16 protein-coding genes are annotated in these 20,794 nt (G+C 39.9%); 15 read left to right on the top strand and 1 reads right to left on the bottom strand.

Annotation, left to right across the window (positions count from 1 at the left end; genetic code table 11):
* Positions 1-36 precede the first annotated feature (36 nt).
* The 14 genes from dnaK to ACT6XC_RS01995 all read left to right on the top strand — a co-directional run bounded on the left by dnaK (position 37) and on the right by ACT6XC_RS01995 (position 19,604).
* Positions 37-1,995: a molecular chaperone DnaK gene (gene dnaK / locus ACT6XC_RS02060; RefSeq protein ID WP_443740622.1), complete on the top strand. Its 1,959-nt coding sequence runs from the start codon at positions 37-39 to the stop codon at positions 1,993-1,995.
* A gap of 154 nt (positions 1,996-2,149) precedes the next feature.
* A complete protein-coding gene (dnaJ, locus tag ACT6XC_RS02055) occupies positions 2,150-3,304 on the top strand; it encodes a molecular chaperone DnaJ (protein WP_078929689.1) in 1,155 nt (384 codons plus the stop codon).
* 2 nt (positions 3,305-3,306) lie between these two features.
* Entirely contained in the window at positions 3,307-4,206 is a 900-nt protein-coding gene (locus ACT6XC_RS02050) for a M28 family peptidase (RefSeq protein WP_443740621.1), read from the top strand.
* A 100-nt stretch (positions 4,207-4,306) separates the two neighbouring features.
* Positions 4,307-5,569 (top strand): argininosuccinate synthase, encoded by a 1,263-nt coding sequence (locus tag ACT6XC_RS02045; RefSeq protein WP_273443442.1) that lies wholly within the window; start codon positions 4,307-4,309, stop codon positions 5,567-5,569.
* A 231-nt stretch (positions 5,570-5,800) separates the two neighbouring features.
* Positions 5,801-7,111: a pectate lyase gene (pelA, locus tag ACT6XC_RS02040; RefSeq protein ID WP_443740620.1), complete on the top strand. Its 1,311-nt coding sequence runs from the start codon at positions 5,801-5,803 to the stop codon at positions 7,109-7,111.
* Positions 7,112-7,211: 100 nt separating this feature from the next.
* A complete protein-coding gene (locus ACT6XC_RS02035) occupies positions 7,212-8,768 on the top strand; it encodes an alkaline phosphatase (protein WP_443737228.1) in 1,557 nt (518 codons plus the stop codon).
* A gap of 54 nt (positions 8,769-8,822) precedes the next feature.
* Positions 8,823-9,986, top strand: a complete 1,164-nt coding sequence (locus ACT6XC_RS02030) for a YibE/F family protein (protein WP_443740619.1) — start codon at positions 8,823-8,825, stop codon at positions 9,984-9,986.
* A 178-nt stretch (positions 9,987-10,164) separates the two neighbouring features.
* Positions 10,165-11,097 (top strand): RluA family pseudouridine synthase, encoded by a 933-nt coding sequence (locus ACT6XC_RS02025; protein ID WP_443740618.1) that lies wholly within the window; start codon positions 10,165-10,167, stop codon positions 11,095-11,097.
* 59 nt (positions 11,098-11,156) lie between these two features.
* Complete coding sequence (locus ACT6XC_RS02020; protein ID WP_078929697.1) at positions 11,157-11,501, top strand: FHA domain-containing protein; 345 nt, start codon at positions 11,157-11,159, stop codon at positions 11,499-11,501.
* A 23-nt stretch (positions 11,502-11,524) separates the two neighbouring features.
* Positions 11,525-12,622: a hypothetical protein gene (locus ACT6XC_RS02015; RefSeq protein WP_443740617.1), complete on the top strand. Its 1,098-nt coding sequence runs from the start codon at positions 11,525-11,527 to the stop codon at positions 12,620-12,622.
* A 43-nt stretch (positions 12,623-12,665) separates the two neighbouring features.
* Complete coding sequence (locus ACT6XC_RS02010) at positions 12,666-14,351, top strand: serine/threonine protein kinase (protein WP_443740616.1); 1,686 nt, start codon at positions 12,666-12,668, stop codon at positions 14,349-14,351.
* A 136-nt stretch (positions 14,352-14,487) separates the two neighbouring features.
* Positions 14,488-17,133 carry an endopeptidase La gene (lon, locus tag ACT6XC_RS02005; RefSeq protein ID WP_443740631.1) on the top strand — a complete coding sequence of 882 codons (2,646 nt, stop codon included), beginning with the start codon at positions 14,488-14,490 and terminating at the stop codon, positions 17,131-17,133.
* A 196-nt stretch (positions 17,134-17,329) separates the two neighbouring features.
* The gene (locus ACT6XC_RS02000; protein WP_443740615.1) at positions 17,330-18,574 is read left to right on the top strand and encodes a class I SAM-dependent rRNA methyltransferase; all 1,245 of its coding nucleotides are present in this window, start codon (positions 17,330-17,332) and stop codon (positions 18,572-18,574) included.
* A gap of 19 nt (positions 18,575-18,593) precedes the next feature.
* Positions 18,594-19,604 carry a tRNA (adenosine(37)-N6)-dimethylallyltransferase gene (locus tag ACT6XC_RS01995; RefSeq protein ID WP_443740614.1) on the top strand — a complete coding sequence of 337 codons (1,011 nt, stop codon included), beginning with the start codon at positions 18,594-18,596 and terminating at the stop codon, positions 19,602-19,604.
* Here the strand turns inward: ACT6XC_RS01995 and ACT6XC_RS01990 are convergent.
* Positions 19,576-19,788 carry a hypothetical protein gene (locus ACT6XC_RS01990; protein WP_078929703.1) on the bottom strand — a complete coding sequence of 71 codons (213 nt, stop codon included), beginning with the start codon at positions 19,786-19,788 and terminating at the stop codon, positions 19,576-19,578. The two genes, ACT6XC_RS01995 and ACT6XC_RS01990, sit on opposite strands and share 29 nt — an antisense overlap.
* A 158-nt stretch (positions 19,789-19,946) precedes the next feature.
* Here ACT6XC_RS01990 and ACT6XC_RS01985 point away from each other — a divergent pair, with 158 nt between their 5' ends.
* Positions 19,947-20,684: a TatD family hydrolase gene (locus ACT6XC_RS01985; RefSeq protein WP_443740613.1), complete on the top strand. Its 738-nt coding sequence runs from the start codon at positions 19,947-19,949 to the stop codon at positions 20,682-20,684.
* The last annotated feature ends 110 nt before the right edge of the window (positions 20,685-20,794 follow it).

Genomic DNA, 20,794 nt, shown 5'->3' with positions numbered 1-20,794 from the left:
ATATAAAAAGCGGAATTGGTTTTTCGGAGGCTTAATATGGGAAAGATTATTGGTATTGACCTTGGTACTACAACTTCAGAAGTATCAGTTATGGAAAACGGACAGGCAACTGTCATTCAGAATTCAGAAGGCGGAAGAATTACTCCTTCAATCGTTGGTTTTACTGCAAAGGGTGAGCGCATTGTAGGTCAGGCTGCAAAAAACCAGGCTATTACAAATCCTAAAAATACAGTTTATGAAGTAAAACGTCTTATTGGTAAACATTACGGCGATCTTAAGGACGAAGTAAAACGTGTTCCTTATGGAATCGTTCAGAAAGGCGAAAATGTTGCCGTTGTTGTAACAGATAACGGTCAGCAGAAGGAATATACTCCTCAGGAAATTTCTGCATTCATTTTGCAGAAAATGAAGAAAACTGCTGAAGATTATCTTGGCGAAACTGTAACAGATGCTGTAATCACAGTTCCTGCTTACTTTAATGATGCTCAGCGTCAGGCTACAAAAGATGCCGGAACTATTGCCGGTCTTAACGTAAAACGTATCATCAACGAACCTACTGCCGCTGCCCTTGCTTTTGGTCTTAAAGAAGATAAAAACAAGGAAAAAGTTCTTGCAGTAATCGATGAAGGCGGTGGTACTCTCGATGTTACAATTCTTGATATGGCTGACGGCGTATTTGAAGTAAAGTCTACTAACGGTGATACTCACCTTGGTGGCGCTGACTGGGACAATGCTATTGCTGACTGGCTTGTAAATTCATTTAAGGCTGATACAGGAATCGACCTTACAAAAGATCCAATGGCTATGCAGCGTATTAAGGACGCTTCTGAACAGGCAAAAATCGCTCTTTCTAACCAGACAACGACAGACGTTAACTTGCCGTTTATTACTGCGGATGCTACAGGTCCAAAGCACCTTCAGAAAACTTTGACACGTGCAGAATTTGAAAGAATGACACAGAGCCTTTGGGACAGAGTTTTGATTCCTTGTCAGAACGCGCTTAAAGATTCTGGATATACAAAAGATCAGATTGATGAAGTTCTTTTGATTGGTGGTTCTTCTCGTATGCCAAAATTCCAGGAAGTTGTAAAGAACTTCTTCGGAAAAGAGCCATTGAAGGGAATTAACCCGGACGAAGCCGTATCTATGGGTGCTGCTATTCAGGGTGGTGTTCTTGCAGGCGATGTAAAGGATGTTCTTCTTCTCGATGTAACACCTCTTTCTCTTGGTATTGAAACAATGGGTGGAGTTATGACAAAACTCATTCCAAGAAATACTACAATTCCTACAAAGAAGAGTCAGATTTTCTCTACAGCTGCTGATGGTCAGACTGCCGTTACAATTCACGTATTGCAGGGTGAACGCGAAATGGCTGCAGAAAACAAAACTCTTGGAAACTTTGACCTTGTTGGTATTCCAGCCGCTCCTCGTGGTGTTCCACAGATTGAAGTTACATTTGATATTGATGCAAACGGCATTGTTCACGTTTCTGCAAAGGATATGGGAACAGGCAAGGAACAGCATATTCAGATTACTTCTTCTTCAGGCTTGAGCAAGGAAGAAATCGAACGCATGGTAAAAGACGCCGAGGCTCATGCTGACGAAGATAAAAAACAGCGAGAAGCAGTTGACGTTAAAAACGAAGCTGATAGCTTGATTTACGCTACTGAAAAAACACTCAAAGATTTGGGCGACAAGGTAGACGGTGCTGAAAAGCAGAAAGTTGAAGACGCTGTTGCTGAACTTAAAAAGGCTGTTGAAGGTGGAAACACTGAAGAAATCAAGTCAAAAACTGAGGCTTTGAAACAGGCTTCTTACAAAATTGCTGAGGAAGTTTACAAACAACAGGGTGCAAGCGGTGCTCAGGGTGCTGCTGGCGCTAATCCAGGAAGCGATGCAGGTGCAAATGCTAGTGGAGATGCTGGTGCAAACAAGAGCGGTTTTGATAAAGGAACTGCTGACGACGTAGCTTACGAAGTTCACGACGACAAATAAAAATAAAATGAATGGAGGCTTTGAAGACTTTTAGTTTTTGAAGCCTTCTTGCAAAATAAGGCTGTTAAAACAATATTAAATAGACAGCTCGAAAATGAATCAGCCGGTGTCATTTTGACAGGGCTGATTTGTTCTTTTAAAAAGGTTTAGAAAAATGGCTGCAAAACGTGATTATTACGAAGTATTAGGCGTACAAAAAGGTGCTTCTGCTGATGAAATTAAAAAAGCATATCGAAAACTTGCTATAAAATATCATCCAGACAGAAACCCTGGAAATAAAGAAGCAGAGGAAAAATTCAAGGAAGCAACCGAAGCCTACGAAGTTCTTTCTGATGATAAAAAACGTCCGATTTATGATCAGTACGGCTTTGCAGGATTAGACGGAAGTTCTGGATTTGGTGGTGCCGGCGGATTTACCGGTAGCCATGCATTCCATGATTTTTCTGACCTGTTCGGCGGAATGGGTGGCGGTTTTAGCGATATTTTTGAAGGAATTTTTGGTGGTGGACGCTCTTCTTCAAGAGCGAGAAATCCAAATGCTCCTGAGCAGGGACAGAGTCTGCGCTACGATCTGGATATTTCCTTTAAGGATGCAGTTTACGGAACTAAGGCCGAGATAAAATTTGCCCACAACGAAGCCTGTCCTGACTGTCATGGTTCCGGGGCGGCTGCTGGTGGAAGTAGAAAAACCTGTACAGCTTGCGGTGGAAGCGGTCAGATAAGAAGACAGGCTGGTTTTTTTGCTGTTCAGCAAACTTGTCCTACCTGTCATGGCGCTGGAACTGTAATTGACAAACCTTGCAGTTCTTGCCGTGGAAGCGGAGTTCAGGAAAAATCAAAACGTGTAACCCTTACAATTCCTGCTGGAGTTGATGACGGAAAAAGAATTGCAATCCACGGAGAAGGCGATGCCGGAAAAAACGGTGGACCTGCCGGCGATTTGATTGTTGTTCTTCATGTTGAACCGCACACTTATTTTGAGCGAAGCGGTCAAGATCTTTACTGCGCTGTTCCTGTTACAATGGTTCAGGCGGCTCTTGGCGAAACGATTTTTATTACGACTTTGGACGGAAAAAAGATTGAATTTAAATTGCCGGCTGGAACTCAGAACGGAAAACTTCTGCGCATAAAAAACGAAGGTGTTCCTGTTTTCAATACAAGCCGAAAAGGCGACCTCTACATAAAAATTTTGGTTCAGGTTCCTTCACGGCTTTCTTCAAAACAAAAGGAGCTGCTTGAAGAATTTTCAAAACTGGACAATGCGACGACAAGTCCAAATCCAGTTCCTCTTTCTTCGCTTAACAACTAAAAATGAATTTTTTGCCGGAAGATTACGAAGCTTACCTTGCCCTAGATACAGACAGGCTTTCTTTTTTGAGAAAATACTTGTCTGACCGTGGCGTGCAGACTTCTGTAATTTATCTGGCAGGAAAAAAGCACATTTATGTAAATTTCCCTTCAAATTCATATAATCCACAATTTAAAATAAAAACGCTTATTTCTCATTACGACATTGTTTCTGGAAGTCCTGGAGCAAATGACAACAGTTCTGCAAATTTTGCTTTGGCGGATTTTGCCGTAAAAGTGAACGGATTGGCTTTAAAAGGCAAAGTTTTGAATATCCGCATGTTTTTTACAGATGGAGAAGAACTCGGAGAAGGCGGCGTGAGCGAGCAGGGCTCTTTTGCTCTGGCAGAGCTTTTTAAAAAACTCGGAATTGAAAACGATGATGTTTTTGTCTTTGATTCAGTCGGACGAGGAACAGTTCCTGTTCTTGCAAGGGCTGGACTTGATGTTTTAATGAACTTCAAAAAAAACAGATCTTTTGCAAAACGCTTTGTTTCGCTTTTTGAGAGAACTCAAAATATTTTAAAAGAAGTTAGTCCTCAAAAATGGATGACTTTGCCAGTTCCTTACAGCGACAATGCTGGTTTTTTGGCCTGCGGAATTCCTGCCGTAGCGATTACTATGCTTCCGAAAGAAGAGGCGTCTTTGTATTGTCTTGAACTTATGAAAGACAAAAATCTTGAAAAAACGGTTATGAACGCAAAACTCAGCGAAAATGCGGATTTTGCCTTTAAATACCGCGAAAAAATGCCTTTAACCTGGCGACTTTTTCATACTGAATACGACAATTTTTTGAGTCTGACTCCCGAAAGTTTTAAAATAATTGAAAAAATTCTCGAAAAACTTTTGCCTTTATATGTCTGAGTTTTTCGTTTCTATTGCATAAAGTTGCATAAAACACTAGAGTATTTTGTATAAATATACAGTTTACCGTGCAAATTTTTGTACGGACGGGAGAAATAAAATGGCAAAAGATAAGGTTGTTCTTGCTTATTCTGGTGGATTGGATACAACGGTTATCATTCCTTGGCTTAAAGAAAATTATGACTACGATGTTATCGCTGTGTGTATTGATGTTGGTCAGTGCGATGACTGGGAACACATTAAGGCTCGTGCACTCAAAACTGGTGCTTCTGCCTGCTATGTTGTAGATGCCCGTCAGGAATATGTTGAAGAATACATTTGGCCGGCTCTCAAAGCAAATGCTGTTTACGAAGACGAATATCTCTTGGGAACTTCAACTGCTCGTCCTTTAATTGGAAAAATTCTTGTTGAATATGCAAGACAGGAAGGTGCTGTAGCAATTTGTCACGGTGCGACAGGAAAAGGAAATGATCAGGTTCGTTTTGAACTTGCAATCAAGGCTTTTGCTCCAGACCTGAAGGTTATTGCCGCTTGGCGCGATCCAAAATGGAATATGGACAGCCGCGAAGCAGAAATCAAATTTTTGGAAGATCGCGGACTTGAAGTTCCAATGAAAAAAGACCAGTCATATTCCCGCGACGAAAACATCTGGCACATCAGCCACGAAGGCCTTGAACTTGAAAAAACTTCAAATGAGCCTAACTACAAGCACATGCTCAAAAATACAGTTGTTCCAGAAGAAGCGGGCGACGGCGAATACGTTACAATCGAATGGGAAAAAGGAATTCCTGTAAGCTTGAACGGCAAAAAAATGAACGGTCTTGAACTTATGCTTGAGCTCAACAAAATTGCCGGAAGAAACGGAGTTGGAATTGCCGACATCTGCGAAAACCGCTGTGTTGGAATGAAGAGCCGCGGAGTTTACGAAACACCGGCCGGAACAGTTCTCTACTTTGCTCACAGAATGATGGATCATATCTGCCTTGACCGCGATACTTACCACTACAAGCAGCAGGTTGCACTCCGCCTTGCAGAACTTATCTACGACGGAAAAGTATTTACACCGTTGTACGACGCTTTGATGGCATTTGTTGATTCAACTCAGCAGACTGTCACAGGCTGGACAAAAGTAAAACTCGTAAAGGGAATGATCCGCGCCGCAGGTTCAGATTCAAAATACAGCCTTTACAACGAAAATATCGCTTCATTTACAACAGGCGAACTTTACGACCACAAGGACGCACAGGGCTTTATTACCTTGTTCGGCTTGCCTCTTAAAGTGCGCGCAATGATGGAACAGAGTGTTGGCGAAGGTCGCGCGATTGCAGAAAGCAAAAGCCTTAAAAAACGCCCGACAGAGTAATAATTTTTAACAACGAACGTCCTGAGATTTTTTTTCGGGACGTTTTTTATTTTTGGAGCACAATCTGCCGTCTAGCCGGCTCTTACTGCAAGTCCTCCTTCGCCGTGCTCAGTCCGGTCTTTCCGTGACGATCCGGGCTAAGTTTTTTGGAAAAACTTCAATTTCGTTTGAGCGCAAATTGTGCTTCTGAATTTTTATAATTTTAGTTTTCTGTGCTATAATTTTTCTATTATGAAGATCAAACTTTCTTTTTTGGCTTTTTTTGCTGTTTTTTTTGTTTTGGGCTGTCAGACTTCTTATGTAGAAAAAATTGAGGATGAGAATTCTAGTGTCAGACAGGCGGAATTTGAGAATTTTACTCAAAAAATGTATTCGCCTGTTTCGCTGAAAGAGTTTTCTGACGGTTTTAATCACGCTCGCTACATTTACAAAAATTCTGTTCCTCCTTACAGGCTTTATGACGAAGCTCAGATTGCTGGCATTGCCGAAAATATGGTCTTTTTGCAGAATCCTGACGGCGGCTGGGCAAAAAACCTTGATTATCAGCGGATTTTTACTTTGGAAGAACTTAAAGTTCTTCAAGAAAAAAACAGCAGGCTCAAACCTGTCACTTTTAATCTTAAAACCGAATCTCACGGAAGCACGACGGACAACCGCAATATTTTTTCTCAAATTCGTTATCTTGCAAATGTTTACCTGCAGATTCCTGAAAAGCGCTACGCAGAATGCGCAAAACGCGGAATTTTGTGGATTTTGAATGCGCAGGAACCTAAGACTGGAGGTTTTACCGGAGCGGACGTTTTTGCTATAACTTTTAACGACGATGTAATGGCGGACGTTCTTACTTTTTTGAACGAGGTTGTTCAAAATCGGGAACTTTATGCTTTTGTTGATGAAGAAACTCGCGACCATGCTCAAAATGCGTATCTTCGCGGAATTGAATGTATCTTAAAAACTCAGATTTCGGTTACTTTGGACGACGGCTCTAAAATTCTTACGGCTTGGTGCCAGCAGCACAGTTACGAAAATTATGCTCCTGTTTGGGCGAGGAAATTTGAACCGCCTTCAATCTGTTCAACGGAATCTAAAAATGTGGTTAAGTTTTTGATGAAAATTGAAAATCCTTCGCCTGAAATTCAAAATGCAATTATTTCTGCCTGCGAATTTTTTGACAGACCAGAAATTCGCATTCATGGCAAAAAACTTGTAAGAAAAACACTCAAGGCTGAAGTTTTGAACGGACGCTATTACGATTATGAGCAGGTTCTAGTTGATGAGCCGTCTGCTCCAGACTTGTGGGCGCGTTTTTATGCACTGGATTCTTCTTTTGACGTTGAGACTGGTGCAAGAAAACCTATCTCAGGAACTTATCCTTCTGTCTTAAAACCTGTTTGGTGCGACCGCGGATGTAAGTATGTCGAAGACTTTAATTTTCTTTCTGTCGAAAGACGCAACGGCTACGGATATACAACTTCTTCTATGGAAAGACTGATTTCGACCGACTTTCCTGCATGGAAAAGGAAAAACGGAATTAGCCGCTAAAAACTGAGCCGATTTTTTACATTTATCTCATATTTTTTTCATCATTTTATAACAATTGGGTTTTATCTTTTCGTTAAACCATTTGGAGGTACAAATAAAAATGATGAAAAGAAAAGAAATTTCACAGGAAAGTTTTCGTGGAATGATGAAACTTGCAGTAGGAGCGGCAATGTTTGCTGCAATGGCATTTACTTCAAAAGTAGATGCTCAGCAGATTCAGGTAAATCCTACTGGAAAGGGAACTCCTAAATACGTCTTTTTGTTCATTGGCGACGGAATGAGCTATCCTCAGATTCAGAGTTCTGCATATTACCTTGGAAAAGACGCAGCAGGAATTGTTGACACTGTTAAAAAATCAGAAAATCCAAAAGATTCACCTTATGGCAAAAATCTGAGCTTTATGAATTTCCCAGTTGCAGGAAGTGCCCAGACTTACGATGCGACATCTTTTGCGCCAGATTCCGCTTCAACCGCAACATCAATCCTTACTGGAAAAAAAACGCATTCTAGTTCTATCAATGTTGACATTACAAAAAAACAGAAATTCCGTACGATTGCAGAACAACTTCGTGATCAAAAAAACTGGAAAATCGGTGTAATTACAAGCGTAAACCTAAACCACGCAACTCCAGCGGCTTCTTACGCTCATCAGGCAAGCAGAAAGTCAAACTATCCGATTGGACTTGAACTTGTCGCTTCAAACTTCGACTATTTTGCTGGCGGAGCCTTGATGGAACCTCAGGACAAAAAAAATGACAAGGAATCAATTTATTCTCTTGCTCAAAAAGCCGGATATAAAGTTTGCTTTACACAAAAAGATGCTTCATCTCTCAAAAACGGAGACAAGGCTCTTGTAATTGCAGAAAAACTTGCAGATTCAGACTCGATGAACTATGCTCAGGACGCTCAAAAAGGCGAATGGACGCTCCGCGATTACGTAAAAAAGGGAATTGAAGTTCTCGACAACAAAAAAGGCTTTTTTATGGAAATTGAAGGCGGAAAAATCGACTGGGCTTGCCACGCAAACGATGCCCGTTCAACAATTGCCGACACTGTAGCTCTTTCTGACGCCGTAAAAGAAGCGATCGACTTTTACAACAAGCATCCTAGAGAAACTCTCATTCTAGTAACTGCTGACCACGAAACTGGTGGACTTACAATTGGATTTGCCGGAACGGACTACAACTTGTTCTTCAATACGCTCAAAAACCAGAAAATCTCATATGCAAAATACGATTCTGACTTTGTTTCAAATTACAAGAAAAACAACACTGCTTTTGACGATGTAATGAAAGACGTAACTGAATTGTTTGGACTTAAAGTTCCTGGTTCGGAGGGAAGCAGCAAAAACGGTGGACTCGTGCTTACAGATTACGAATATTCAAGACTTAAGGATGCATACTCAAAAACAATGTCTGGCGACAAGAACCGCGATCAGCGCGAATACGAGCTTTACGGAACTTATGAACCGCTTTCTGTAACAATCACACACATTTTGAACAATAAGAGTGGAATCGGATTCACCTCTTATTCGCACACAGGTCTTCCAGTTCCAGTTTTCGCACTTGGCGCAGGTCAGAACGAATTCGGCGGATATTACGATAACACCGACATCTACAAAAAAATGGCTGCTTTGACAAAAGTAGTTCAGGATTAGACAAACGTACCAGTAGTTCAGAATTAAATAAAAATAGATAAGGAAATTAAAAAAATGTCCAGATTATCACGTTCAACAGTTTCTGTTATTGTTTCGCTTGCGTGCATTGTGGCTATGCTTTTTATTCCTACGGGTTTTGAAGGAGCCTTGCAGTTTAAGGATGCCGTAAAATGCCGTGCAAAAATAATCGAAGTTGACAACAGCCGTTTTATTGATACTGGACTTATTCGCACTGGACAGCAGGTGTGCACTGTCCGCTTCTTATCTGGAAGATTTAAAGGAAGAATTGCAGAAGGCTGGAATATGCTCAACGGCTCTCTTTCTCAAGACAAAATCTTCCAGACGGGAGACACGGCTCAGGCTCTCGTTCAGTGGGAATTTTCCGACTTAAAAAATCCAGAAAAGGGAAGTGAGCAGATAATTTCGGTCAATCTTATCGATCACTTCCGCCTTCGAGGCGAACTTATCCTTGCTCTTGCGTTTTCTGTATTCCTAATAGTTTTTGCAGGAGCAACAGGAGTTCGCTCTGTCCTTTCTTTTATTCTTACAGTCCTTGCGCTTTGGAAAATCATTGTTCCGCTTTATCTAAAAGGTTTTGATCCAATGCTTACGGGGCTTTTAGGAACCGCATTTTTAACGCTCGTTATAATTGCGCTCGTCTACGGTTTTGACCGCCGTCTTTTTTCTGCTGCCAGTGGAGCTATGCTTGGAATCGTTTTTTGCGCAGTTCTTTCGATTGTGTGCACAAAAACTCTAAAACTTCACGGTGCGGTCATGGCCCATTCGGAAAGCCTTTTGTATTCAGGATTTCAGTATCTAAACCTTACAAAAATCTTTATGAGCAGCATTTGCATTGGAGCGAGCGGTTCAGTTATGGATCTTGCGGTCGATATAACATCTGCCGTCAACGAAGTTGTAAAAAAATGTCCGTCAATCAGTCGTCTCGAAGCGATAAAATCTGGTCTTGCAGTTGCACGGGCCGCAATGGGAACTATGACGACAACTCTTCTTCTTGCATATTCCGGAACCTGTCTTGCGCTTTTAATGACTTTTATGGCGCAGGGAACGCCTCTTTACAATATTTTGAATAACAATCAGGTCGCCGCCGAAATAATAAACACTGTCGCAGGAAGTTTTGGACTTGCAGCGACAGCTCCGTTTACAGCGTTTTTAGCTGGAATGATTCTTGCAAAAAACTCAAAAAAACGCGTCGATTGATTTTTTACAGCTTTTTTTTCATAATTATACAAAAAAATTGGGGTCATTTTTGTGGCTGAGCCACAAAAAACGGGCTGTACGCCGTTGCGCTGTTCGCTTCATTAAAACGCCAGTTAAAAAACTGCCGTTTCAACGCCTTTGGCGCGGCTCCCATCCCTTGCCCGAAAAATATATAAAAATGAAAACTTTTAAAATCCTTTCCGAAAAAAAAATTCGCCTCGATGAACTTTTGCGTCAAAATCTTCCTTTGCTTTTAAAAACAGAAATTTCCAATTCAAAAATCCGTCGTCTAATTGTTGCAGGAGCGGTAAGCGTAAATCAAAAACAAGTTTTTCTGCCTTCTTTTACGGTTTTTGCAAAATCTTCCGTCTTTGTTTCTGTCGACGAGGAAAGACTTTTTTACGAAAAACAGCCTGACGACATAAAATTTGAGCTTACAGAAAAAAATGTTCTTTTTGAGGACGAATACATAATCGTAGTGAACAAGCCATCGCATTTTCCGACTGAAAAATCCATGGTCGAAACTCGAGATAATCTTCACGCGGCTGTCGTTCGCTATCTTTTTGCAAGACAAAAAATTCAAAATCCGAATGCAAAAAATCCACCTTATTGTGGCATAATGCACCGTCTTGACCGCGACACTTCCGGCATAATTCTCTTTACCAAAAAACGCGAATCAAATGCTGCCTGCCACGACATGTTTGAGCAGCATACCGCAAAAAAAACTTACGTTGCTGCCATTTTAAAAGAACCTGCCTCAAAAAAAATTACAGTTGATTTTCCAATGGGTAGAATAAGCCCGAAAGGTCAAAGCGCAAAATGGGGAAAACTTCCCGAAGTAAAAGGGGGCTTAAAAAGCCGCACGGAATTTGAGTTTTTTAAGGCAAATTCCCGCTTTTTTTTGTATTATTGCAAACCTCTTACAGGACGCACTCATCAGATCCGCGTTCATTTAGCAAGCCTCGACTGTCCGATTTTGGGAGACGAGTTATACGGCGGAAAACCTTATAAGAGAATTATGTTGCATGCAGTAAGCCTTAGTTTTCCGCATCCAGTAACAAAAAAAATAATAACCGTAACCGCCCCTCTTCCAGGTGATTTTTCAGATTAAATAAATTTGCGCTTAATTTTGATTTTACAGTTTTTTAGTTTGGTTGTATAATTTTATTCATGCAGGATACTACAATTGTAACTAGTTCGCCTGTCGGTCAGCATTTGGAAAAAATTGCTGATTCCAGTCAGGTTTCGTATTTAATGTTTAACAAAAAGAAAATCAATCTGGTTGCCAAAATGACAATCGGTCGTTCTCCAGATTGTAATATCGTAATTGACAACAAGCTTGCCAGCCGTTTGCATGCTTCGATTCAAAAAATCAAGGATGTTTTTTTTATAAAGGACGAAAATTCTACAAACGGAACTTTTATTAACGGAAGACGCATTCCAAATGACAAGTACGTTAAATTGAATCCGGGAGACAGGATTACAGTCGGTTCTGTAAATCTTGTTTTGGCGTAAAAAATTGCCAAAAAGGGCTGTCCGTGGATTTAAAAACTGAACTTTTTAATATTTACCGCTCCGAAAATTTTCCTGAGTATGATGGTTTTAGGCATCTTCTTGAGAATGCTTTAAATCTTTTGGAGAATGAAAATTCACTTTACCGCCCGAAAGAAAAATATGGCGAAAATTTTTCCGGGGGGCTTTTGGATTTTTGCTCAGAAAAAAAATTCGGAAAAGAAAAAAAGCCTGTTGTCGTAATTCCAGACATTCATGCACGCGAATATTTTTTGTGGCACATTCTGAATTTTAAAATTGAATTGGAAGATCTAAATAAAACCTCTGCTTCTGAAAAAAAATCAGGGCAAGAAAACGAAGTTTGCTTAATTTCCGAAAAAATGAGCATTTTGGAAGCTTGCCAAAAAAAACTGATTTACCTTGTCTGCGTTGGAGACATTTTTCATTCAGAACTGCGTTGTTATGAGCGCTGGAAAGAAGCATTTGCCGAATTTAACCGTGGCGTAATAAAAAGCGAGGCGATGAATCAGGAAATGCTGGAAAACCTGAAAGTTTTGCAGATGATTTTAAAATTAAAACTTTCATGTTCGGAAAATTTTCACTGTTTAAAAGGAAATCACGAAAATATTCTGAACGAAGAAGGTCGAGGTAATCATCCTTTTTATAAAATGGCCGCGGAAGGAGAAATGTTCTATCAGTTTATGGCAGAACAATACGACGATGCTGTCATTTATATTTTAAGCTGCCTTGAGCACGCTTTGCCGCTATGTGCGGTTTTTCCAAATCTTGTCATAAGCCATGCCGAACCATTTTTTGAATTGACTCGGTCAAAAATCATAAATTACAGAAAATTTCCTGAAGTAACGCTTGCGCTTACCTGGACGGCAAACGGTGAGGCAAAAAAAGACAGCGTTTCCGAAAGCATAAAAAATCTTCTTGGAAAAAACTGCGAAAATGCCGTGTGGATTGGCGGTCACAGGCCTGTAAAAAACAAATACGAACTAAGGCAGAATGGAAAATATGTGCAGATTCATAACCCGGATGAAGAAAATATTGCTGTTGTCAAACCAGATAGAAAATTTAATCCGGAAACTGATATTTTGAGAGTGGATGTAGAAATTTAGAACTAAAGTTTTAATCTTGACTTTTTATGGGAGCGTAAGTTTTATGGCAGAAAAAATTCCTGAAAGTATCGGAAAATACAAAATTCTAGGACTGGTTGCAAAAGGCGGAATGGGAGCGGTTTATAAAGCCGTTCATCCTTCGTTAAAAAGACTTGTAATCTTAAAAAAACTTACAATCCGAAACAATAAAATTGTCCGCGAACGATTTAAACGCGAAGCTCAGATTTTGCTCGATATGCAAAGTCCTTACATCGTCCATCTTTTTGACTATTTTGTTGAAGGTTCAAGCCATTATATTGTCGAAGAATTTGTCGAAGGGCTTTCACTCGCTCAGGTTCTCGAAAAACAGGTTGCTCTCGGAACAGAACTTGCGCTTTTGATTTTTCAGGATGCCTGTCTTGCCTTGAAATTTGCTCATGTAAGGGGAATTGTTCATCGCGACATTAAGCCTGGAAATATTCTCATTTCAAAAAGAGCGGAAGTAAAGCTTGCAGATTTTGGAATTGCCTCAACCGAAAGCGAAAATGAATCGTCCCAGAAAAACGAAAGTGTCGCTGACAGTTCTGGAAAAACGGTTGCAGAAACTTCAACCACCCAGATTACGGGCGAATTGACAAGCCACGGCGTAACTTTGGGAACTCCTGCTTACATGTCTCCAGAACAGATTACAGACAGCAGAAGCGCAGACAGAAGGGCGGACATTTATTCGATGGGCGTAATGCTTTACGAAATGCTTACTGGAACAAAACCATTTCCTTCAACCTTAAATGCAGAAACTTTGGAAAAAATCCGCAAAGGAAAATACGTAAATCCACGGAAAATTGACAGAAGTATTCCCCCTGTAATTGCCAGAATGATAAAAAAAATGCTCAAGGCAAATCCTTCAAGAAGATTTCAGTCGATAGACGCAGTTCTCAAAATCGTAAAAAAATATCTTTCTCATTACGATACTCACAAAATAAGAATCGCCCTTGCGCAGACTGTCCTTACAACAAGACAGTTTGCAATTCCTTCGTTTGAACAGCGTGACAAAAAATTCAAAAAAATCGTCTGTGGAGTTTTGTCTGGACTTGCCGTCTGTGTTCTTTTTGGCTTTGTTTGGAGTCGTGGTTATGTTCACAAAACTGTTTTACGGCATTGGTATAAGAGCGTTGTTTTGAATATGGAAATCCCCGTTGCTTCGTCTGTGGACTCCGACCTTCCTTTGCGTGCATTCTTTTTTGCAGATGACGGAAAAGAAATTCCGGAAATAAACGGAAGTCGCCGGATTTTTACTCAGAACTCTCAAAATAATTCAAAAAACGTAAAAAATTATTCAACTTATCCTGTTTACCTGCGTTCTGGAAAATACAGAATCAAAATTGCAGTCGGTCCTTACATAATGTGGCAGACAGTTGAGGTTGAAAAAGAAAATTTGAACTTAAAAATTAACAGCCTTCGAAATGCAACCCGGCCTGTAAAAGTTCATACAGAAAGTTACGACCGTTTTGAGGGAAAATCGCTTACTTCAAAGACAAAATTCTTTATTTCTTATCGAGGAAAATGGGTTTTAATGGACAGTGTTCCGTCTGGAAGCTTAAAAAGCGGTACTGTCGTAAAAATTCTTGCAAAATGTGAAGGTTACGAAGATGCTTTTTATTCTCTTATTCTTGACTGGTATCAGGATGAGCTTTTTTTGAATGCCGGACTTGAAAAACTGCAGGACAAAAGCAAAGCCAAAGCGGAATAATTTTGTTGCCTACAGCCATTTTTATGGTTAAATTATAATTATGGCTAAAAATAATAACGACAATAATGACGAAAATAAACAGAATGACGCTTTAGAAAATGTTGCTGAAAATTTAAAAAATGCAATAAACGAATTGATTTCAAAGCATACGGACGCCGACGGAACTCCTGTCGATGTAGAAGTGACGGTTGAAAAAGATTCTCCGCAGAAAGAAAAAACAGAAGGCGAAATTTCTGCAAAAAAAGACGAAACTGAAAAAAACGAAAAAGATACAGTCTCAGGAAAAGAGGAAAAGTCTAAAAAATCTTCAAAAAAAGGTGAACGGCAGACGGATGATCCTGCAAGTTCAATAATTACGGTTGAACAGATGCTTCCTCTAAAATTGCCTTTGGTCGTGCTTAACGGGCATCCGATTTTTCCTGGAATTTTTACGCCGCTTATGCTTTCAAACCCGGACGATGTAAAAATTGTCGAGGATTCGTTTGAAGCAAATGGCTTTATCGGTCTTGTACTTGCAAAAACGGAAGATGAAAATGCCGTTGCAAGCGATTTGTACGATATTGGAACTGTTGCAAGAATTATAAAAAAAATCAACCTTCCTGACGGTGGAGTAAACATCTTTGTTTCGACAATAAAGCGTTTTAAAATCCGCCGGGTTTTGTCTGCAAAAAATCCAATTGTTGTTGCAGTTCAGTATCTCGATGACGAGGAAGGCGATACATTCGAAACAAAGGCCCTTACACGTGCGCTTATAAGCGAAATGAAAGAAATAAGCGACAATAATCCGCTTTTTTCCGAAGAAATGCGTTTAAATATGGTGAATATCGACAATCCTGGAAAAATTGCCGATTTTGTTGCTTCGATTTTAAATGTTGAAAAAGCCGACCAGCAAAAAGTTCTCGAAGAGCTTAACGTGCGCTCTAGGCTTGAGCAGGTTCTTGTTTTTATAAAAAAAGAACAGGAACTTTTGCGAATGCAGAAGAAAATTCAAAATGAATTAAACGAAAAAATCGAAAAAAATCAGCGCGAATATTTTTTGCGCGAAGAAATGAAATCGATTCAAGATGAACTTGGAATAGGCGCCGATGGAGAAGGAAACGATTATTCAAAATTTAAGGAAAAAATTGAAGGATTTAAATTTGAAGGCGAAGTAAAGGAAGCTTTGGAAAGCGAACTCGAAAAATTCAAATTGATGGATTCCAGTTCTTCTGAGTATTTTGTAAGCCGCAATTATCTTGAACTCGTCTGTGCTCTTCCGTGGAATGAAGAATCAAAAGAAAATCTCGACCTTGCAAAAGCATATAAAATTCTTGAAAAAGACCATTACGGCCTTGACGATGTAAAAAAGCGAATCCTTGAATATCTTGCAGTCCGAAAAATGAAAAAAGACAACAAAGGTTCAATTTTGATTCTCGTAGGGCCACCAGGAGTCGGAAAAACTTCTATCGGGCATTCTATTGCAAATGCAATGAATAAGCCTTTTTATCGGTTTAGTGTCGGTGGCATGAGAGACGAGGCTGAAATAAAAGGACATCGCAGAACGTATATTGGCGCAATGCCTGGAAAAATTTTGCAGGGATTAAAAATTACAAAGACAAAATCGCCAGTCTTTATGATTGATGAAGTTGATAAAATGGGTTCAAGCGTTCAGGGCGACCCTGCAAGTGCGCTTCTTGAAGTTTTGGATCCTGAGCAGAATGTAAGTTTCCGCGACAGCTATTTGGATTTGCCGTTTGACGTAAGCAATGTTTTCTTTATTTTGACGGCAAATACACTGGATTCAATTCCGGAGCCGCTTTTGGACCGTGCTGAAATCATTCAGCTTTCTGGTTATATCGATCAGGAAAAACTTGAAATTGCAAGAAAATACCTTATTCCAAAAAATCTTGCAAAAAACGGACTTGCAAAAGGCCAGGTAAAATATACAAAGGCCGCTCTTTTGCGTATTGCGGAAGAATATGCGCGCGAGGCCGGTGTCCGCAATTACGAAAAATGTATTGATAAAATTCACAGAAAGATAATTACACGGCAGCTTTCTGGAATTCCTGAGAACATCAAGACTTTGAGCGAAGTTAAAGAAATCGTAAATAACGAATGTGATTCTTTGGACGGAAAACAGTTCAATATTGATGCAAAAGATTTGGATACTTATCTTGGCAAGCCTGTTTTTGACGAAAGCGAAATCAAACGGGCAGAAATTCCTGGAACCTGTATTGGTCTTGCCTGGACAAGCATGGGAGGCGACACTCTTCTTATCGAAGCAATCAGTTTCCCGGACAGCAAAGGCGGACTTGTCTTGACTGGACAGATGGGCGACGTTATGAAAGAATCTTCTCAAATAGCCTTTAACTATGTAAAGCAGTACGCAATTGAACACAAGATAAAGCCACAGAACTGGTTTGATCAGAACGTAATTCACTTGCATATTCCAGAAGGAGCAACACCAAAGGACGGACCGAGTGCAGGTATTACGATGGCAGTAACATTTATGTCTCTTTTGACTGGCAGGGTTGTAAAAAGCGATGTTGCAATGACCGGAGAACTTGATTTGACAGGTTCTGTCATGGCGATCGGCGGTTTACGAGAAAAAACTGTAGCTGCCAAGCGAAACGGAGTGAAGACGATTTTTATTCCGAAGAGCAATGAGCGTGATCTTGAAGAAATTCCTGAAATCATAAAAACGGGAATAAAATTTATTCCTGTAAAAAAAGCATTTGAAGTTTTTCAACAGGTTTTCCAGCCAGAAAAAGTTGTGCAGGAAAAAAGCGACTACGGATTTTAGCGCACGACGGGGCTTATAGCCCCGATTGGAACAGCGCCGGAGGCGTTCGGCTTGCCGAATGTAGCGTATAGCGGAACTGTGGAAAGCGGGTTAGTGCGAAAAATGCGCTCCAAAAATTTTGAATTCTGATACACTTTTGTAAATTTAATTTTTTTTGTATTATTTAGCGTAAATTTTTGATTTTGTCAGGTGAATTATGTTTCCAAGAGTGTTTTTAAATCCTTCCGAAGAGATTGAAGTTGCTCAGGGGTTTCCGTGGGTTTTTGATAACGAAATCAGCCATGTAAAATTTGAAGAGAAAAGCGGTGTAAAGCAGGCTTCGCTTGCCGATTGTTCTGTAAAAGACGGCGAAGTTGTTGAAGTTTTTGCAAATGCGGGCGGTTTTTTTGGAACTGGTGTTATAAACCGCACTTCAAAAATTTCTGTCCGCATAATCGGAAGAGAACATGCCGACCAGATTATGAAAGACAGCCGCGCTTATTATGCAAAAAAAATTCAGGATGCTTACGACCTTAGAAAGCTTTATTACGACAGAAAAGACAGTTATCGCCTTGTCTATGCAGAAGCAGACTTGATTCCTGGCCTGATTGTTGAACGCTACTGCGATGTAAAGAAAAATATTTATCTTGTTGTTCAGTTTTTGTCTTTAAGCGCAGAAGTTTTTAGAAAAGAAATTCTCGAAGCCTTAAATTCGATAATACGTCCTTATGGAATTTTTGAGAGGGATGACGCTTCTGTCCGCGAAAAAGAAGGTCTTGAAGAAAAATCCTGCTGGATTGGCGAAGCCCGCGATGAAAAGATTATGATTCGCGAAAACGATGTTCTTTTGGAAGTTGATATTGCGCATGGCCAGAAAACCGGATATTTCCTTGACCAGAAATTTAACCGCAAACAGGTTGCAAAACTTGCTTCTGGAAAAAAAGTTCTCGACGCTTGCAGTCACACCGGCGCTTTTGGTCTGAACTGTTTTAAGGGAGAGGCAAAAGACGTTACCTGCGTCGATTTGAGCCCGGAAGCCGTTGCAATGATTGAAAAAAATATTGAGCTCAACGGAGCCGGAAAAAAGGTAAAGGCGGTTTGTGCGGATATTTTTGACAAATTAAAAGAATACGAAGCGGCAGGCGAAAAATTTGATTTGATTATACTCGATCCTCCTGCGTTTACAAAAAGTGCAAAAAATATTCAAAAAGCGTACGGCGGATACAAAGAAATAAACCTTCGTGCAATGCGCCTTTTGACAGAAAACGGGATCCTCGTAACCTGTTCATGCTCCTACTTTTTTGATTCTGAGCATTTTTACGGAATGATTATGAAGGCGGCTGAAGATTCGAAAAAACGCGTTCAAATTTTGGCAAAGTACGGGGCTGGACCTGATCATCCGGTTCTTGCAGGTTATCCTAAGTCTGAATATTTAAAATGCGCCGTTTGCCGCGTGCTTTAATTTTTTTAGGAAACAAAAAATGAACTATAACTGTATTTTTGTAATTGGACCTACAGCTGTCGGAAAAACCGAAATCGGCGTTCGCCTTGCTGCAAGTCTCGGAGGCGAAGTCTTAAGCGCAGACAGCCGTCAGGTTTACCGCGGACTCGACATTGGAAGTGGAAAGGATTTGTGCGATTTTAAGATGAATGAAAATCTCGCGCTTTCCCTCAATCCTGCGTTAAAGGATAAAATTACTGACGGTTTTTACAATGTTCCGTACCATATAATCGATGTTACGGATTTAAGTCACGAATACAGCCTGTTTGATTTTTCGGCAGATTTTTACAATTCGTTTGCAGACTGTCTGAAACGCGGAGTTTTGCCGGTTGTTGTCGGTGGAACTGGAATGTATCTTGATTCAATACTCAGAAATTACGATATGATTCCGTTTGATGAAGATGCGGCCGAAAGACAGAAACTTGAATCTCTATCGTATGAAGAATTAAAGTCGATTTTAATAGCAGAAAAAGAAAAACTTCATAATACGAGCGAATTCGGCGACAGTGAGCGCATAATAAAGGCGATTCTCTTAAACCGTTTTACAAAATCAAAAGAATATAAAACTCTGCGCGAAAAGGTGATTTCAGCTCGTCCTAAGGTTAATCCTCTTGTTCTTGGCACAACCTTGCCACGTCCTTTAGTTCGCGAAAGAATTTCAAAACGTCTTCACGACCGTCTTGAGGAAGGTTTAATCGAAGAAGTTCAAAGTCTGCATGAAAATGGAGCGTCTTGGCAGAGACTTGAAAGTCTTGGTCTTGAATATCGTTTTGTGAGTGAATATCTTCAGCAGAAAATCGAAAGCAGGGAAAAACTTTTTGAGCTTTTAAACCTTGCAATCGGACAGTTTGCAAAAAGACAGGAAACCTGGTTTAAGGGAATGGAAAAAAAAGGTGTAAAAATAAATTGGCTGCCTCAAGAAATGCCTGTTGAAGTTCGTTTTGAGGCAGCTTTGGATTTAGTTAAGCAACGGCTTCAGCAGGAGACTTGATTTTTGTAAGATAGCCGGTGCGGATACAAGAGTCGAACAGAGCCTTGCTAATAAAATCTGTTGTAACGTCATCATAGCCGTCTTCATCGCGTACAATGCGAACAATGTAGCCGTCGTCCATTTCGCGTACAACAGTCATGTAATCAGTTTTTTTACCAATGCTTTTAAGTGTGTATGTTCCCATTTTGAATTCCTCCCGCGTTTTTAACGCAAAAAAAATGTTACGTACATAATTATTTTCGGTATAATAAAAAAAACATTAACAAAAAGTTTAAATATTCGGGTGCTTTTGCTTATAGACAGTTGTTATGCATGAGCACTGTCAAAAAATGGGGTTTTTAGTTGATTTTTGATGCGCACCTGCATTTAGTTCATTCTTCTCTTCCTGATTTTTCTAAAATTGGCAAATCTGTCGGTTTTTATTCTGGCGTTGCCTGCGCGCTTTCTGAGAACGAATTTATAAAACAGGAAAAAATCATTGCTTCAATTCCTCAAAGCTCCAGAATCAAGTTTTTTAAGTCTTTTGGAATTCACCCTCAAAACCCGGATTTTTCATATTCAGAATATTTGATTCAGCTTCTCGAAAATAAAAGAATTGATGCAGTCGGGGAGTGCGGTTTTGATTTTTTTACGCAGGATTTTCGTGCTATGACTCAAAAACAGGAAAGAGTCTGGAAGTTTCAGCTCGAAGCCGCAATAAAATACGAAAAGCCTCTTGTAATTCACGGAAGAAAATGCACAGAGCGTTTTTTTAAGGACATAAAACTTTTAAGAAAGGTCAAAGGCGTTGTCTTTCATTCGTGGGCAGGAACTTTAACAGAAGCAAATGCGCTTTTAAAAAAAGGTGTAAATGCTTATTTTTCTTTTGGAAAGCCTATTTTAAATGGCAAAAAAAGTGCAATCGAATGCGTAAAATTTCTAGAAGAAAGCCGGATTGTCTTTGAAACCGATGCTCCGTATCAAACCTTAAAGGGTGAAGAAAAAACTCTTCCCGAAGATATTTTAAAGGTTTATGAGCAGGCAGAAAAACTCCGTGGAAAAAAAATTGAGCCTGATATAACGTCACTTTTCAAAAACTAGACTAATCTTTATAATTTTAAGGTGAAAGTCGTATTTTTTTGCAGTTTTGAAAAATAGACTTCGTCTTTATCAAAAATTCACTTTATAAAAATAAATAAAAATTTAAGGAA

It is taken from the genome of Treponema berlinense, assembly GCF_052273165.1.
Lineage (GTDB): Bacteria > Spirochaetota > Spirochaetia > Treponematales > Treponemataceae > Treponema_D > Treponema_D berlinense_A.
Note: the sequence above shows the minus strand (reverse complement) of the source record. Positions and strands in the feature narration are given on the sequence as shown.